Raw genomic sequence first — 13048 nt, 5'->3', positions numbered from 1 at the left:
AACGGATTCCATGTTCACCTTAGAAAACGTCGCCTCAGCGGCCTACGTCATCGCAGCACTACTGTTCATCCTCGCCCTGGCCGGCCTGTCCAAACATGAGACATCAAGGGCCGGAAACACATTCGGCATCGTCGGCATGGCAGTGGCGCTGATCGCGACCATCGCACTGGCCCTGGACCGCAAGATCGAACCCCTGGGGCTGGCCCTGCTGATCGGCGCCATGATCGTCGGCGCGGCGATCGGACTGTGGCGCGCCCGCGTGGTCGAGATGACGGGCATGCCCGAACTGATCGCGCTGCTGCACTCGTTCGTCGGTCTGGCCGCGGTATTGGTCGGCTGGAACGGCTACCTGCACGTCGAGAATGATCTCGCCGGCGCCGAGGCCGCTCACCTTCATGCCGAGGGCATGCTCGGCATCCACTCCGCCGAGGTGTTCGTCGGCGTCTTCATCGGTGCGGTGACCTTCACCGGTTCGATCGTGGCCAACCTCAAGCTGTCGGCCCGCATCAAGTCCGCCCCGCTGATGCTGCCCGGCAAGAATTTCCTCAACGTCGGCGCGCTGGTCGCGTTCTTCGTCCTGACCGTGTGGTTCGTCATCTCCCCGCACCTGTGGCTGCTGGCCGTGGTGACCGCGCTGGCCCTGCTGCTGGGTTGGCACCTGGTCGCCTCCATCGGCGGCGGCGACATGCCCGTGGTGGTGTCGATGCTCAACAGCTACTCCGGCTGGGCCGCGGCGGCGTCGGGCTTCCTGTTGTCCAACGATCTGTTGATCATCACCGGCGCCCTCGTCGGCTCCTCCGGTGCTTACCTGTCCTACATCATGTGCAAGGCCATGAACCGGTCGTTCATCTCCGTCATCGCAGGCGGTTTCGGCATCGAGGCAGGCCCGGCTGAGGACAAGGACTACGGCGAGCACCGCGAGATCAACGCCGAAGGCGCGGCCGAACTGCTCGCCCACGCCGACTCGGTGATCATCACGCCGGGCTACGGCATGGCCGTGGCACAGGCCCAGTACGGGGTGGCCGACCTGACCCGCAAGCTGCGTGAGCGCGGCGTCAACGTCCGCTTCGGCATCCACCCCGTCGCCGGTCGCCTGCCCGGTCACATGAACGTGCTGCTGGCCGAAGCCAAGGTGCCCTACGACATCGTGCTGGAGATGGACGAGATCAACGACGACTTCGACGGCACCTCCGTCGTCCTCGTCATCGGCGCCAACGACACAGTCAACCCGGCCGCCGCCGAGGACCCGGGCAGCCCGATCGCCGGTATGCCCGTGCTCACGGTGTGGAACGCCGACAACGTCATCGTGTTCAAACGCTCCATGGCCTCGGGCTACGCCGGCGTGCAGAACCCGCTGTTCTTCCGCGAGAACACCCAGATGCTCTTCGGCGACGCCCGCGACCGCGTCAACGACATCCTCGCCGCCCTGCCCGCCGTCGAACGCGTGTAGCCCGCCAGAAACTAGGATGTGCAAGTATGCCGGTGGACCGCTTACTGCCATCCGATGAGTCGCGTGAACTCATCGCCCTGACCTGCGATATCGCGGACAAGGTGCTCGATCCGATCGTCGACGAACACGAGCGGGACGAAAAGTATCCGGAAGGGGTCTTCGCCCAACTGGGGCAGGCGGGGCTGTTGAGCCTGCCCCAGCCCGAGGAGTGGGGCGGCGGCGGTCAGCCCTACGAGGTGTACCTGCAGGTACTCGAGGAGATCGCCGCCCGCTGGGCTGCCATTGCCGTGGCCGTCAGCGTGCACAGCCTGTCATCGCATCCGCTGCTGGCCTACGGCACCGACGAGCAGAAGCAGCGCTGGCTGCCCGGCATGCTCTCGGGTACCCAGATCGGCGCCTACAGCCTGTCGGAGCCCCAGGCGGGGTCGGACGCCGCTGCGCTGCGTTGCTCGGCCACGCGGTCCGGCGACGGCTACGTGCTCAACGGGTCCAAAGCGTGGATCACCCACGGCGGCAAGGCGGACTTCTACACGTTGTTCGCGCGCACCGGCGAGGGTTCTCGCGGAGTGTCGTGCTTCCTGGTGCCCGGGGATCTCGACGGTCTGACCTTCGGCAAGCCCGAGGAGAAGATGGGGCTGCACGCGGTGCCCACCACATCGGCGTTCTACGACAACGCACTGCTCGACGCCGACCGACTCATCGGCTCCGAGGGTCAGGGCCTGTCGATCGCGTTCTCGGCTCTGGACTCGGGCCGGCTCGGTATCGCGGCGGTGGCCGTCGGCATCGCACAGGCCGCGCTGAACGAGGCTGTGCGCTACGCCAACGAGCGCACCACGTTCGGGCGCAAGATCATCGACCATCAGGGCCTGGGCTTCCTGCTGGCCGACATGGCCGCCGCGGTGGTCAGCGCCCGGGCCACCTACCTGGATGCCGCCCGCCGCCGTGATGCCGGTCTGCCGTATTCGACGCAGGCCAGCGTGGCCAAGCTGATCGCCACCGACGCTGCGATGAAAGTCACCACCGATGCCGTGCAGGTATTCGGCGGCGCCGGCTACACCCGCGACTACCGCGTGGAGCGGTTCATGCGAGAAGCGAAGATCACGCAGATCTTCGAAGGCACCAACCAGATCCAGCGGATGGTGATCGCGCGGAGTTTGGGGTCCTGACAGGCCGCATAATGGCAGGTAACCCCATAATGACTGGCGACTATGACACAACCTGCACATGCGCAGCCTCCGGCTCGGCACCGGATGGGCAGCCGCGCCCCGCGTCGCGGCCTTCGCGTTGCCCGCAGGGTTGCCGTCAGCCTGGCTGCGACGGCCGTCTTGGCAGGCACCGGCATGGGCTGGGCCGGCTATCACGGAGCGCTCAACGGCATCACCACGTCCAATGCGCTGGCTGGTGGTCCCGCGTCGTCGGGTAATACCCAGAACATCCTCATCATGGGGCTGGACAGCCGGCTCGATCAGCACGGCAATCCGCTCCCGCAGGACATCTACGACGCACTGCACGCCGGCGACGAGACGGTGGGCGGCTACAACTCCAACGTGCTGATCGTCGTCCATCTCCCCGGCGACGGCGGCCCGGCCACCGCGTTCTCCATCCCCCGCGACGACTACGTGCAACTCGCCGGGTGCCCCAGCGGCACCTGCAAGGGCAAGGTCAAGCAGGCCTACGGGCTGGCCTACCAGCACGCGATGGACAACATGGAGTCGAGCTCCGACAACGCGGCCATCCACGAGCAGCAGGCCCGCGAGGCCGGGCGCAAGGCCGAGATCGCCACGGTGCGCAATCTGCTGGGCATCCCGATCGACCACTTCGTCGAGGTCACCCTCGGCGCGTTCTTCCAGATCGCCAAGGCCGTCGAACCGATCACCGTGTGTCTCAACGCCGACACCGAGGATCCCTATTCGGGGGCCAACTTCCACAAGGGTGTGCAGGAGATCGACGCCGCGCAGGCGATGGCGTTCGTCCGGCAGCGCCGCGACGTCAACGACGAGAACTTCACCGACCTGGACCGCACGCGTCGTCAGCAGGCCTTCATCGCCGCCCTGGTGTCCGCGCTGAGCCACGGCGGTGGGCTCAACAACGCCAGCACGCTGCGCAACCTGCTCAACGTCGCGAAGCAGAACGTCGCCCTGGACTCAGGTTTCGACCTCGCCGAATTCGCCAAGCGCGCATCGGCTCTCACCGATCATCCGCCGTCGCTGTACACCTTGCCGATCAAGGAGTTCGGGCAGGACTCCCTCGGCGAGGACGTCAACATCATCGACGTCCCCACCGTCCGCAAGATCGTGCACGACCTGGTCTCCGGCCCCGACTCCGCCTCGGCACCCACGAGCACACCGGCGAAGGACTCGACACTCAACGGTCACGGCGCAGTGCTCGACGTGATCAATGCGTCGTCCTTCAACGGGCTGGCCACCCATCTCGAAACTCTTTTCGCGGCAAAGGGATTCACCGAGGGCCAGGTGGGTGACGCATCGTCGTTGTCGGCCACCACCACCGTCGAGTACGGGCATGGCGCCGACACGGCGGGCCATGCCCTTGCCGACGAACTGGGGCTGACGGCAGAGCCGTCCACCGGCGTCGCCCCCGGCGCCGTGCAACTGACCATCGGGACCGACTTTCCCGCCGACGAATACGCCGACCGCAACACCGACGCGCTGTCGAGCAGCGAGACGACGTCTTCGACAACCACTTCATCCACCACCGTGAGCGCCCCGGTGACCACTGTGGCCGCCACCGCGACCGGCAGCTACACGCCCGCGCCAACCGACCTGACCCAGATGAAGGTGTCCGGTATTCCGTGTGTGAAATAGGTTGCTAGAGCGTCACCGTCACCCGCGTACCGGTTCCCGGCCAGGTGTCGATGTCCATGGTTCCGTCATTGGCTTCAACGCGAACCTGCAAGGACGCCAGGCCGATATGCCCACTGGACACGGATGTCGTGACCTTCGCCGGGTCGAAACCCACGCCGTCATCGGCTACTACCAACACAATTCGGTCCCCCTTGCGATGCAGTCCTACGGTCACCTCGGTGGCGCGGGCATGCTTGTTCACGTTCGCCAGCAGTTCCCGCGCCGCCCGGTACAGCAGGGCCTCTGACTCCGGTTGCCCGACGTCTTCGATGTCAGAGTTCACCACCACGTCGCGATTCTCATACTGGCGCAACAGTTCTCGCACCGCAGCAGCCAGCCCGAGCTGGGCCAGCACCTGCGGGTGCAGCTCGGTGACCGTCGAGCGCAGCCCGGCCGCGGTCTCCTGCAGCGCCGCGCGCACCCTGTCCAGGGCGGGATCCGGTATGCGTTCCCGGATCTCGTCGAGATCCAGCCGCGCCGCCAGTAGCGTCTGCAACGGCCCGTCGTGCAGGTGCTCGGCGAGTTCGGCATTGCGGATGTCGTCGGCGCGCGCCGATTCCGACACCAAGCGGCGGCGCACCTCCAGCAGCCACCGCACCCGTGCCGACCGGCGCACCAGCACCAGCGACAACGCGGTCGTCGCCACGGCCAGCCAGACCAGGAATCCGACGTGCATGTAGACGACGTTGGGCAGTCCGACGTTGTCGTCACGCTTGGAGTAGAAGATCCACACCACCAGATAGCCCAGTGCGGTCGCGGCGCCGAGCAGCGCGGTGAGCACCGGGCGGTCCTGGAAGGCAATGGAGATCGGCAGCAGGAAGAACACCGGCAGCAGCGCGGCCGTCGCACCCCCGGAGACCGCGCACAGCGCCACCAACACCAGCACATCGACGGCCGTCGAGGCCCATTCCACCCAGCGCGGCATCGGCCCGCGCAGCACCACCACCAGCCAGATCACCGCCGCGACGGCGTACACGCCGATGATCACCGCGTAGACCTCGGGCAGCCAGTGGTCCACCTCCCACACCGAGACCAGCACAAGGATCAAGATGATCAGCGGAACCCGCAGCACGGCTGACACCCGGACGGGTTGGGAGGCAAAGAAGTCGACGGTCCGTTGGAACGCCATGTCAGTCCAGCAGCTTGCGCCGCATCGCCTCGGCGACCGCGGCGGCACGGTCTGACACCCCGAGCTTCTCGTAGAGCCGCTGCACATGGGTCTTGACGGTCGAGGGGGCCAGGTAGAGCTCCTTGGCCATGGCAGGGATGCTCCGTCCCTTGGCGATGAGATCGAGCACCTCCCGCTCGCGCGGGCTGAGCACCGGCGCGTCGGGTTCGTTGCGCCGCCGGATCTCGCCGGCCAATCCGGCGGCCAGGTTCGGGTCGATCACGTCCCGGCCCTTGGCGCAGGACAGCACCGCGTTGACCAGCTCGCTTCGGGTGGACTCCTTGGACAGAAAACCCGCGGCACCCTGCTGCAGCGCCGTGTACACGATGGCCGACTCGTCGTGCGCGGAGATCAACAACACCCGGGTGCCGAGCTCGTCGCGGTTGACAGCGGCCGCCACTTGAGCGCCGTCCAGTTGCGGCATGCGGTAATCCAGCAGAGCAACCTGGGGCCGGTGGGTCTTGATGAGTTCCAGTGCGTCCGCGCCGTTGTCGGCTTCGGCCACCACGTCGATCTCGCCGCTGGAGATCAAGGCCCGCACCACACCCTCGCGGAACATCGGATGGTCATCGCCCACCACCACCCGCACCTTCTCGGCCATGGCGCACAGCATCCCACAGGCAATAACGTCGGAACCCCGAAAAACACGCAAGAATCACCCTCATGCATCTGGACGAGCTGCACTGGTTCGTCGTCCTCGCCGAGACCGAGCACGTCACCGACGCAGCAGCCGAGCTGCACATCAGCCAACCCACTCTGTCGCGAGCCTTGGCCCGGTTGGAGGACGAGGTGGGCACCCCGTTGTTCGACCGGGTCGGCCGCCGGCTGCGGCTCAACGCCTACGGCGAGCTCCTGCTCGAGCACGCCCGCCGCAGCTTGGCCGAGATGCGTTCTGCCACTGAGCGAATCGCCGCGTTGCGCGACCCTGACACCGGGACCGTTCGGTTGGCGTTCCTGCATTCCCAGGCCAGCTGGTTCGTGCCGGACCTGCTGCGGCGGTTCCGCGCCGAGGCGCCGCGCGTGCAGTTCGCGCTCATCCAGGGCGCCGCACACGACATCGTCGACGCGCTCGCCGGTGGCCGGGTCGACCTGGCCATCACCTCGCCCCGTCCGGACGGCTACCGGTGGCGCGGCCTGTACCTGGAGCGGTTATGCCTGGCGGTGCCGCGCGGGCACCGGTTCGCCGATCGGACCCAAATCCGGCTGGCCGACGCCGGCGACGAGCCGTTCGTCGCGTTGGCACCCGAGTTCGGCCTGCGGCAGCTCACCGACGAATTGTGTGCCGAGGCCGGGATCGAGCCGCAGGTGGTGTTCGAGGCGATGGAGATCCCGACGATGGAGGGTCTGGTCGCTGCGGGTTTCGGCGTCGCGGTCGTGCCCGTTCCTCGATCCGAGCGCGCCGAGCCGGGAGCGGTCTATGTCCCGTTGTCACAGACCTCGGCCAAGCGCCAGCTCGGATTGGCGTGGCCCGCGGATCGGCCGCTACCGCCTGCAGCTGAACGTTTCGCCGACTTCGTCATACGCCAAGCGCATGAAGATACCTAGTTCTATGCATTGGACACATCGACGGTAGCTACCTAACGTCGATGCAGTGACTGCCGCTCCTGCGATTTCGACTGACTGGCAAGGGCATACGCGCGGCTCCGCCGACTATCGACGCTTGCTCGCCGCGCTGTTCTGCGCCGGAGTCGCCACCTTCGCGCAACTGTATTCACCCCAGGCGGTTTTGCCGCTGATCGCACGTGATCTCGGCACCGGCGCCGCAGGCACCGCGCTGGCCGTGTCGACCGCCACGATCGGGCTCGCGGTCGGCGTGATCCCGTGGGCCGCCCTGGCCGACCGCATCGGCCGGGTTCAGGTGATGACGATATCCGTCACGGCTGCAACGGTTCTCGGCCTGCTGGTGCCGCTGTCCCCGAGTTTCCAACTGCTGCTGACCGGCCGGTTCCTTGAGGGTCTCGTGGTGGCGGGCGTACCGGCCGTCGCAGTCGCCTACCTGACCGAGGAGATCAACGCGGGGCACGCGGCCAGAGCGGCGGGCACCTACGTCGCAGGCACCACCATCGGCGGACTGGCCGGTCGGCTCGTCACCGGACCCGTTGCCGAGCACTTCGGCTGGCGCGTCGGCGTGCTGACGGTGGCGGTCCTGTGCGGCCTGGCCGCGCTCGCGTTCGCCAAGCTCGCGCCGCCGGCACAGGGATTCACCCCCACCCGCAGTCACCGCGAACTGGGCCCGCGTCTGTGGGCCAACCTGCGGTCACCGCGCCAACTGGTGCTCTACGCGCAGGGCTTTCTGCTGATGGGCGGTTTCGTCGCGATCTACAACTTCCTGGGCTTCCGGCTCATGGCCGCGCCCTTCCACCTGCCGCAGACCGTGGTCAGCCTGGTGTTCGTGGCGTATCTGGCCGGTACCTGGGCCTCGGCACGAGCCGGCGCCGAGGCCACCCGGTTCGGTCGACGGACGGTGCTGCTCGCCTCGATCGCGACAATGATCGTCGGCGTCGCCATCACCATGAGCCACAATCTGGTCGCCGTGCTGGCGGGGCTGGTGATCGCCACCGCGGGATTCTTCGGGGCGCACGCCATCGCGTCGGGCTGGGTCGGCACCGCCGCATCCGCCGACGGCAAGGCCCAAGCCTCCTCGCTCTACAACCTGTTCTATTACGGAGGGTCGAGCGCCGTCGGCTGGTTCGGCGGGGTGGCGTTCGACGCGGCCGGTTGGAGCGCCGTCGCGGGGGTGGTCATCGGCCTGGCAGTCGTGGCGGGGTTACTGGCCTGCACGATCACCACAACTCGATATCGCGGCCGTACTCCGATTCCGGACGTGGACCGAAGTAGCGCCGCTGCGATTCCTCGATGAGGACGTCGTTGATGCTGGCCTCACGCCTAGCCATCAGCCCGTCGTCGGTGAACTGCCACAGCTCGTTGCCATAGCTGCGGTACCACTGCCCGTCGGCGTCATGCCACTCGTACTGGAACCGCACCGCCATGCGGTTCTCCCGGAATCCCCACAGGCTCTTGCGCAGCACGTAGTCCAGCTCGCGCAGCCATTTCCGGGTCAGGAAGTCCACGATCTGCTCGCGGCCGACGATGTGCTCGGCCCGGTTACGCCAGTGGGAGTCCGGCGTGTACGCCAGGCTGACCCGGTGCGGGTCACGGGTGTTCCACGCGTCTTCGGCGGCTTGCACCTTCTGCATGGCCGTTTCCAGAGTGAACGGCGGGAACGGCGGGCGGCTCTCGGGCGGGAGGGTTCCAGTCATGCCTATGTTCTACCTGTCTAACCATGTGTCATATCGTGGCTGGCATGGACTTCGCGATGTCGGCCAAGGCGACTGATTACCACAAGCGGCTCACCGACTTCATGACCGAGCATGTGTTCCCGGCAGAGTCGTCTTACGAGGCGTATCGCGAGGAGAGGGGCCCCAAGGACCACACCGTGCCGCCGGTGGTCGAGGAGCTCAAGGTCAAGGCGAAAGCCGCCGGGTTGTGGAATCTGTTCCTGCCGTCGGAGTCCGGGCTGACCAACCTGGAGTACGCGCCCCTGGCCGAGATCTCGGGGTGGAGCCTTGAACTCGCGCCCGAGGCGATCAATTGCCAGGCGCCCGACACCGGCAACATGGAGACCCTGCACCTGTTCGCGACCGAGGCACAGCGCAAGCAATGGCTCGAGCCGCTGTTGGCCGGTGACATCCGCAGCGCATTCGCCATGACCGAGCCCGCGGTGGCCTCCTCGGACGCCCGCAACATCGAGACAACCATGCTGCGCGACGGGGCGGACTACGTCATCAACGGCCGCAAGTGGTGGATCAGCGGGGCCGCCGATCCGCGCTGCAAGATCGTCATCGTGATGGGCCGCACCAATCCCGACGCGGCCTCGCACGCCCAGCAGTCGATGATCCTGGTGCCGGTGGACACTCCCGGCGTCAAGATCCTGCGGTCGCTTCCGGTATTCGGCTGGCAGGACCAGCACGGGCACTGCGAGATCGTCTTCGACAACGTGCGAGTGCCTGCCGAGAATCTGCTCCACGAGGAGGGCAGCGGTTTCGCCATCGCCCAGGCCCGGCTGGGCCCCGGCCGCATCCACCACTGCATGCGTGCGCTCGGGGCAGCCGAGCGGGCGCTGGCGTTGATGGCCGACAGGGTGCAGAAGCGTGTCGCGTTCGGCAAGCCGTTGGCCGAACAGGGTGTGGTGCGCGAGTCGATTGCCAAGTCCCGCAACGAGATCGACCAGGCCAGGCTGCTGTGCGAGAAGGCTGCGTGGACCATCGACCAGAACGGCAACAAAGCTGCCCACGTGCTGGTGTCCCAGATCAAGTCCGTGGCCCCGCAGGTGGCCTGCACCGTCATCGACCGGGCCATCCAGGTCCACGGGGCAGCCGGCATCAGCGACGACTTCCCGCTGGCTCGGCTCTACGGCTGGCATCGCGCGATGCGGCTGTTCGACGGGCCCGACGAGGTTCATATGCGCACCATCGCCCGTGCCGAACTCGGGCGCGAGAAGTCCCCGCTCGCTTCTGCGGCGTGCGGCCGATCGAGCACGGCGGTGACGTCCGCATGACCGTTGAGCTGGGAGAACTGTCAGGAGCGTGGAACTTCCGAGATGTGGCGGAGACGACCGGGATCCGACCCGGCCGGCTCTACCGGTCCAGTGAGCTGAGCGCGCTCTCCGACACGGGCCGCGACCGGTTCCGCGACTTGGCCATCACCGATGTCGCCGACCTGCGGTCCTACCGCGAGGTGCAGCGCCGCGGCCCCGGGCTGGTGCCCGACGGCGTCGAGGTCCACATGCTGCCGTTCCACTTCCAGGACGATTCCGATCAGGAAGCGCCGCACGAATCGACGTTCCAGCGCGTGATGGCCGAGTCCCCCAGCGACGAGAACGTCGTCGATGCCGCCAAGCGGTACATGGTCGAGGTCTATGAGGAATTCCCGACCCTGCCCGGCGCACATACCGCTGTGCGCCAAGTGATCTCGCTGCTGGCCGCAGGCCGGCCCGTGCTCGCGCACTGCTTCGCGGGCAAGGACCGCACCGGGTTCACCGTGGCGACCGTGCTCAACGCCGTCGGAGTACCGAGCGACACCGTGATGGCGGACTTCCTGCGCAGCAACGACGCCATCGTTGCGCTGCGTGGACGCATCCTCGAGTCGGTGCGGGCCCGATCAGCCGATGCCGAGGTCATCTCATTCGCCGAAGCTCGCCTGACCGACGAGGTGCTCGGCGTACGCGAGGAGTACCTGGACGCCGCGTGGCGCGCGCTCGAGAAGACCTACGGTTCGACGTCCGGCTTCCTGAAGGCGGCCGGCGTGACGGACGCGGACCTTGCCGGGTTGCGTACGACGCTGCTGGGTTGAGCCTGGGTTAGGCCTCGTGGTTTTCCGCAGCGATGCGGCGTTGTTCGTTGCGCATCAGCACCTGCCCGGCGCCGAGCAACACGGCGACGGGCCAGTCGATGATCTCCACAGCCGCGAGCAGGCCCAGTGCGCTGTAGAAGGCCAGCTGCTCAGGGGGCGGCACCGCGACCCGGCCCACCACCGGCAACGTCAGCGCAAAGCCGCGGGCATCGCGGACCTTTTGCACCGCTTCGCGGTGACTCTGTGCCTGTCGTGAGTTTTCGGGCATTGGTCACCTCTCGGTCACGTCGGTTTCGACTACTCGACGTCTCGATTACCCACCGTGACAGGCGTGACAACCTCCAATATGTCGGTCGATCCGATGGCCGACATCGTGGCGCGCGTCTTGACGGTTCCGTTGCGTGAGCTGTACGCCATGTTGTGGCGCTGCGGCCTCCTGCACATCGACGACTCGCCCACCGCTCCTTGAGCCGTGACGTTCACCGTTCTACGGCGAGCGTGACCTGCACCTCGTCGGCCACCTTCATCGCGCCCATCAGCATCGAATACTGCTTGATGCCGAAGTCGGAATGCCGCACCGCCGCCTCAGCCGTGATGCGCCGCCCCGCGCCGTACGGCTCCACGTGGACGTCGACGGTCTGCTGCCCGCTGCGCCCGGCGATCTCCAGGCTTCCGACGAGTCGCAGGGTGTCACCGTCACGGTCGATCGCCGACGACCGAAAAGTGGCCTGAGGAAACAGCTTGGCCTGCAACGTCTTCAGCGCGTTGGTACGCACCACCGCCTTCTCGGCGCCCGACAGCGGGGTCACCCCGCCTTCACCGTGGACGACGTCGAGGGAGCCGAGGTCGATGGTGAGCTCGACGGCGCACGGCTGATCGCCGTCCCAGTCCACGGTCGCTTGCCATGACCGCAGCGCGATGGTCAACCGGTGCCCCATGCGGGCCGCCCTGCCGGTGACGCCCGTGTGCAGCAGCAACTCGCCGTCGGATGCGTCCAGTGTCCATTGCTGAGCAGTCAATTGCTGAACACCAACCCCGTCACCCACGCGATGGTCGCCAGCAGCGCGCCGGTCAACTCCACACCGACCGACAAGGCCACCCCCTTGACCGCATGCACCGTCGACGCAAAGGCCCGGCGGGCGTCCCGCCGCAGCGACAACTCTGCCAGGTACACGCCGGCCACGAAGCCCAGCAGCAGGCCCAGCACCGGGATCACGAAGAATCCGATGATCCCCAGCACGGCGCCGGCCACCAGGCTCCACGTCCGGACGTCGGCGGCCCGCATGCGGCGCACCGGCCACAGATACTTCACCACCTCGGTGGTGATGAACAGCGCCGCAGCGACCCCGAGCGTCACCCACGACACTGCGGTGTGCTCGACGATCGCCCACACCGCGATCGCGGCGAACACCAGCAATCCGCCCGGCAGTACCGGCACCACGATGCCGACAAGCCCGACGGCGATGGCTAAAGCGACCAGTACGACACCAAGAGTGCTCACGGCTTCTGGCCGCGCACCCACTGAATGGCGCCGACGCTCTTGCTGCGCACCCTGAGCAGGCCGAGTTCCTCGAAGATGTCGCCGATCTCGTCCTGACCGAAGAACCGCGCGCCGCCCTTCGACAGCAGGCGCACCGGGCCGCGGCCGACGGTGGGCACCATGACGGCGATCCGGCGGCCCGGCCGCAGCACCCGCACCATCTCCGAAAGTGCGGCGTCGGCATCGGGGATCAACTGCAGCACGGCGATCGAATTCACCGCGTCGAACGATTCATCCCGGAACGGGAGCCGCTGAGCATCGGCGCGGATGAAGCCGACTTGCCTGCCCGCTTCGGCGGCCACCGCCCGGGCCAGCATCGGCTCGGAGATGTCGATGCCGAGGGCCAGCCCGTCGAGGCCGGCGGCGCGAGCCAACGCCGCCGTGACGTTGCCGGGGCCGCTGCCGACGTCGAGCACGACGCCACCGGACGGGATGTTCAACCAGTCGACGGGCGGCCGGGTCACCGCCAGCAGCCGCCGGTTCAGCAACTGGGCACGGTCATAGAGCATCGACCCGACCGGGGACGCCCACCACTTCTGGATCGTCCCCGAGTTCTTGGGTGCGTCCGAGCCCGCGCCCAACAGATCGAGGTAGCCCTTGCTGATGTCAGGGTCAGCCGGCGGATCGATCAACAGATCGAGTGCGCGGCGCAGTGCTTGATTCGACGCAGTGTCCAC

Annotated in this window: 15 protein-coding genes; 8 read left to right on the top strand and 7 right to left on the bottom strand. The window is 67.3% G+C overall.

Going from position 1 to position 13048, the window contains the following annotated elements; translation table 11 throughout:
* The first annotated feature begins 10 nt into the window (after positions 1 to 10).
* The 3 genes from pntB to A5784_RS31470 all read left to right on the top strand — a co-directional run bounded on the left by pntB (position 11) and on the right by A5784_RS31470 (position 4272).
* Positions 11 to 1450 carry a Re/Si-specific NAD(P)(+) transhydrogenase subunit beta gene (gene pntB, locus A5784_RS31480; protein WP_064948789.1) on the top strand — a complete coding sequence of 480 codons (1440 nt, stop codon included), beginning with the start codon at positions 11 to 13 and terminating at the stop codon, positions 1448 to 1450.
* A 26-nt stretch (positions 1451 to 1476) separates the two neighbouring features.
* The gene (locus A5784_RS31475; protein ID WP_064948788.1) at positions 1477 to 2616 is read left to right on the top strand and encodes an acyl-CoA dehydrogenase family protein; all 1140 of its coding nucleotides are present in this window, start codon (positions 1477 to 1479) and stop codon (positions 2614 to 2616) included.
* Between the two features lie 84 nt (positions 2617 to 2700).
* On the top strand, positions 2701 to 4272 hold the full coding sequence (locus tag A5784_RS31470) for an LCP family protein (RefSeq protein ID WP_156750897.1): 1572 nt from the start codon (positions 2701 to 2703) through the stop codon (positions 4270 to 4272).
* Between the two features lie 4 nt (positions 4273 to 4276).
* Here A5784_RS31470 and A5784_RS31465 read toward each other — a convergent pair whose 3' ends face one another.
* The gene (locus tag A5784_RS31465) at positions 4277 to 5440 is read right to left on the bottom strand and encodes a sensor histidine kinase (RefSeq protein WP_064948786.1); all 1164 of its coding nucleotides are present in this window, start codon (positions 5438 to 5440) and stop codon (positions 4277 to 4279) included.
* A 1-nt stretch (position 5441) separates the two neighbouring features.
* Positions 5442 to 6092, bottom strand: a complete 651-nt coding sequence (locus tag A5784_RS31460; protein WP_064948785.1) for a response regulator — start codon at positions 6090 to 6092, stop codon at positions 5442 to 5444.
* A 50-nt stretch (positions 6093 to 6142) separates the two neighbouring features.
* On the opposite strand from A5784_RS31460, the gene A5784_RS31455 reads away from it, so the two are divergent.
* Both A5784_RS31455 and A5784_RS31450 read left to right on the top strand, forming a co-directional pair.
* Positions 6143 to 7024, top strand: a complete 882-nt coding sequence (locus A5784_RS31455) for a LysR family transcriptional regulator (RefSeq protein ID WP_064948784.1) — start codon at positions 6143 to 6145, stop codon at positions 7022 to 7024.
* A 46-nt stretch (positions 7025 to 7070) separates the two neighbouring features.
* Entirely contained in the window at positions 7071 to 8339 is a 1269-nt protein-coding gene (locus A5784_RS31450; protein ID WP_156750892.1) for an MFS transporter, read from the top strand.
* Here A5784_RS31450 and A5784_RS31445 read toward each other — a convergent pair.
* Positions 8263 to 8739 carry a nuclear transport factor 2 family protein gene (locus A5784_RS31445; protein WP_064948783.1) on the bottom strand — a complete coding sequence of 159 codons (477 nt, stop codon included), beginning with the start codon at positions 8737 to 8739 and terminating at the stop codon, positions 8263 to 8265. The two genes, A5784_RS31450 and A5784_RS31445, sit on opposite strands and share 77 nt — an antisense overlap.
* 56 nt (positions 8740 to 8795) lie before the next feature.
* On the opposite strand from A5784_RS31445, the gene A5784_RS31440 reads away from it, so the two are divergent.
* On the top strand, positions 8796 to 10037 hold the full coding sequence (locus tag A5784_RS31440) for an acyl-CoA dehydrogenase family protein (protein WP_197514947.1): 1242 nt from the start codon (positions 8796 to 8798) through the stop codon (positions 10035 to 10037).
* On the top strand, positions 10034 to 10831 hold the full coding sequence (locus A5784_RS31435; RefSeq protein ID WP_064948836.1) for a tyrosine-protein phosphatase: 798 nt from the start codon (positions 10034 to 10036) through the stop codon (positions 10829 to 10831). Before A5784_RS31440 ends, A5784_RS31435 begins: the two co-directional genes overlap by 4 nt.
* Positions 10832 to 10838: 7 nt before the next feature.
* Here A5784_RS31435 and A5784_RS31430 read toward each other — a convergent pair whose 3' ends face one another.
* Positions 10839 to 11099: a hypothetical protein gene (locus A5784_RS31430; RefSeq protein WP_064948781.1), complete on the bottom strand. Its 261-nt coding sequence runs from the start codon at positions 11097 to 11099 to the stop codon at positions 10839 to 10841.
* A gap of 63 nt (positions 11100 to 11162) precedes the next feature.
* Here A5784_RS31430 and A5784_RS38625 point away from each other — a divergent pair, with 63 nt between their 5' ends.
* Positions 11163 to 11300: an Rv1535 domain-containing protein gene (locus A5784_RS38625; protein ID WP_156750890.1), complete on the top strand. Its 138-nt coding sequence runs from the start codon at positions 11163 to 11165 to the stop codon at positions 11298 to 11300.
* Between the two features lie 10 nt (positions 11301 to 11310).
* Here the strand turns inward: A5784_RS38625 and A5784_RS31425 are convergent, their stop codons facing one another.
* From A5784_RS31425 to A5784_RS31415, 3 genes are read right to left on the bottom strand one after another with little or no spacing between them, the layout of a single operon-like run.
* Positions 11311 to 11850: a YceI family protein gene (locus A5784_RS31425; RefSeq protein WP_232006326.1), complete on the bottom strand. Its 540-nt coding sequence runs from the start codon at positions 11848 to 11850 to the stop codon at positions 11311 to 11313.
* Positions 11847 to 12332, bottom strand: a complete 486-nt coding sequence (locus tag A5784_RS31420; RefSeq protein ID WP_064948779.1) for a DUF456 domain-containing protein — start codon at positions 12330 to 12332, stop codon at positions 11847 to 11849. Before A5784_RS31420 ends, A5784_RS31425 begins: the two co-directional genes overlap by 4 nt.
* On the bottom strand, positions 12329 to 13048 hold the full coding sequence (locus A5784_RS31415; RefSeq protein ID WP_064948778.1) for a methyltransferase domain-containing protein: 720 nt from the start codon (positions 13046 to 13048) through the stop codon (positions 12329 to 12331). Before A5784_RS31415 ends, A5784_RS31420 begins: the two co-directional genes overlap by 4 nt.

The organism is Mycobacterium sp. 852013-50091_SCH5140682 (assembly GCF_001665685.1).
Taxonomy (GTDB): domain Bacteria; phylum Actinomycetota; class Actinomycetes; order Mycobacteriales; family Mycobacteriaceae; genus Mycobacterium.
The sequence above is the reverse complement of the archived record's forward strand: the minus strand, read 5'-3'. Positions and strand labels throughout refer to the sequence as shown.

Bases quoted from the DNA above. Each gene is read 5' to 3' on its own strand.
- pntB (WP_064948789.1), top strand. From the start codon at position 11: ATGTTCACCTTAGAAAACGTCGCCTCAGCGGCCTACGTCATCGCAGCA.
- A5784_RS31475 (WP_064948788.1), top strand. From the start codon at position 1,477: ATGCCGGTGGACCGCTTACTGCCATCCGATGAGTCGCGTGAACTCATC.
- A5784_RS31470 (WP_156750897.1), top strand. From the start codon at position 2,701: ATGGGCAGCCGCGCCCCGCGTCGCGGCCTTCGCGTTGCCCGCAGGGTT.
- A5784_RS31465 (WP_064948786.1), bottom strand. From the start codon at position 5,440: ATGGCGTTCCAACGGACCGTCGACTTCTTTGCCTCCCAACCCGTCCGG.
- A5784_RS31460 (WP_064948785.1), bottom strand. From the start codon at position 6,092: ATGCTGTGCGCCATGGCCGAGAAGGTGCGGGTGGTGGTGGGCGATGAC.
- A5784_RS31455 (WP_064948784.1), top strand. From the start codon at position 6,143: ATGCATCTGGACGAGCTGCACTGGTTCGTCGTCCTCGCCGAGACCGAG.
- A5784_RS31445 (WP_064948783.1), bottom strand. From the start codon at position 8,739: ATGACTGGAACCCTCCCGCCCGAGAGCCGCCCGCCGTTCCCGCCGTTC.
- A5784_RS31440 (WP_197514947.1), top strand. From the start codon at position 8,796: ATGTCGGCCAAGGCGACTGATTACCACAAGCGGCTCACCGACTTCATG.
- A5784_RS31435 (WP_064948836.1), top strand. From the start codon at position 10,034: ATGACCGTTGAGCTGGGAGAACTGTCAGGAGCGTGGAACTTCCGAGAT.
- A5784_RS31430 (WP_064948781.1), bottom strand. From the start codon at position 11,099: ATGCCCGAAAACTCACGACAGGCACAGAGTCACCGCGAAGCGGTGCAA.